This window comes from Arthrobacter sp. SIMBA_036 (assembly GCF_046535135.1).
Taxonomy (GTDB): domain Bacteria; phylum Actinomycetota; class Actinomycetes; order Actinomycetales; family Micrococcaceae; genus Arthrobacter.
The window spans coordinates 1-274 of record NZ_JAWRXG010000156.1 but is presented as its reverse complement, the minus strand read 5'-3'; the positions used below and the strand labels follow the sequence as shown (position 1 = coordinate 274).

Here is a 274-nt window from a genome sequence, read left to right as displayed (position 1 = left end):
CAGGTTATCAAGAAAGTCGATCTCACTACTCGTTCAATCGAAGTAGATTGGGATCCTGGTTTTTAAACCACCGGATAAACGGTAAAAGACGGCGCTATGTGGATTGGCATAATTAGCCTGTTTCCTGAAATGTTCCGCGCAATTACCGATTACGGGGTAACTGGCCGGGCAGTTAAAAATGGCCTGCTGAGCATCCAGAGCTGGAGTCCTCGCGACTTCACGCATGACCGGCACCGTACCGTGGACGATCGTCCTTACGGCGGCGGACCGGGGA

General features: G+C 52.2%; 1 pseudogene. It reads left to right on the top strand.

What is annotated here, in order from left to right:
* Positions 1 to 96 precede the first annotated feature (96 nt).
* Positions 97 to 274, top strand: a pseudogene (locus SB659_RS19475) (tRNA (guanosine(37)-N1)-methyltransferase TrmD); the annotation flags it as partial.